Source organism: Kineococcus indalonis, from assembly GCF_009906395.1.
Classification (GTDB): Bacteria; Actinomycetota; Actinomycetes; order Actinomycetales; family Kineococcaceae; genus Kineococcus; species Kineococcus indalonis.
In genome coordinates this window covers 1-1,453 of sequence record NZ_JAAALM010000741.1, presented here as the reverse complement: position 1 = coordinate 1,453, position 1,453 = coordinate 1, and the positions used below count along the sequence as shown (strand labels likewise).

The following is a 1,453-nucleotide window of genomic DNA, read 5'->3' as shown; positions in this document are numbered from 1 at the left end:
GCCGTGGTGCCGGTGGGGGTGGGGCTGCTCACGCGGCGGCCCCCCGCTCGCCGGTCAGCGCCAGGAACGCCTCCTCCAGGGAGGCGGTGGCCACCTCCAGGTCGCGGAAGTCCACCCCGCCGGTGACCAGGGCCCGCACGAACGCGTCGGCGTCGGGCACCAGCAGCTCCCAGCGGCCCTCGCGCCCGTCGGCGACGACCTCGGCACCGGCGCCCAGCGGCGCCGGCAGCGCGCCGGGCGGGGCGGCGAAGCGCACCCGGCGCAGCGCGGTGCGCCCGCGCACCTCCTCCACGGTGCCCTCGGCCAGGACCCGGCCGCGGTCGACGACGACGACCCGCGCGGCCAGCGCCTCGACCTCCTCCAGGTAGTGGCTGGTCAGCAGCAGGGTGCCGCCGGACTCCACGAACCCGCGCACCGCCGCCCACAGCGCGTGGCGGGCCGGCACGTCCAGGCCCGTGGTGGGCTCGTCCAGCAGCACCACGTCGGGGCGGCCCACGAACGCCAGCGCCACCGCCAGGCGCCGCTGCTGCCCGCCGGACAGCCCCCCGCACTGCCGCCCGCGCAGGTCGGCCAGCTCGAAGCGCTCCAGCACCTCCGCGCGCGGCAGCGGGTCGCGGTGGTGCCCGGCGACGAAGTCGACGACCTCCCCCACCTTCAGGGTCTGCGGCAGGCCGGTGGCCTGCGGGGTGACGCCCAGGCGGGCGCGCACGTGCGCCTCGCGCGGGTCGCCGCCGGCCAGGCGCACGGTGCCGCGGTCGGGGCGGCGCAGCCCGGCCAGCAGCGACAGCAGCGTGGACTTGCCGGCGCCGTTGGGGCCCAGGACCCCCACGGCCTCCCCCGGCCGGACGGCGAGGCTGACGTCGTCCAGGGCGACGACGTCGCCGAAGGTGCGGGTGACGCGGTCGACCTCGACCACGGGGGGTGAGCTCACGGGGGTCCTCCGTCGAGGAGCGGCACGGGCGGGGCGCTCCCCCGTCGTCCAGCAACCTGCCGAACCCGGTGGTGCCGCGCAAGGGCTCAGCGGCCGGCGGCGCTGAACCCGTCCAGGCGCGCCACCGCCCGGCTGCGCGCCCGCAGCTGCACCCCGCCGGCGAACTCCCCCGGCACCAGCGCCGCGAACGGCGGCACCACCCTCGCGCCGAGCACCACCACCGCCGTGCGGCCGTCCGGGCTGCCGGTGCCCGCCTCCACCCGCACCCCCGGCAGGTCCCCGCCGGCCGTGCGCAGGTACCGCTGAGCGCTGGCGCGCACGGAGGCGTCCGACAGCGGCACCGCCCCGCCCACCAGGCCGCCGGTGCCGCCGTAGTAGGCGCCCTCGTCCAGGGCGTCGGCGGCGTCGGCGGCCGCGGCGTCGGCCAGGGCGAACAGGCGCACCCGCTGCAGGTGCACCGCCGAGGCCGACGCCACGAGCAGCACCAGCACCAGCGCCACCAGCGCGAACCCCAGCGACAGC

General features: G+C 79.4%; 2 protein-coding genes. Both read right to left on the bottom strand.

Going from position 1 to position 1,453, the window contains the following annotated elements:
* Nucleotides 1-28: 28 nt before the first annotated feature.
* On the bottom strand, nucleotides 29-931 hold the full coding sequence (locus tag GTR00_RS20740) for an ABC transporter ATP-binding protein (protein WP_205706317.1): 903 nt from the start codon (nucleotides 929-931) through the stop codon (nucleotides 29-31).
* An 86-nt stretch (nucleotides 932-1,017) separates the two neighbouring features.
* The coding region (locus GTR00_RS20735) for a hypothetical protein (RefSeq protein WP_166613414.1) at nucleotides 1,018-1,453 on the bottom strand (436 nt) is incomplete at its 5' end.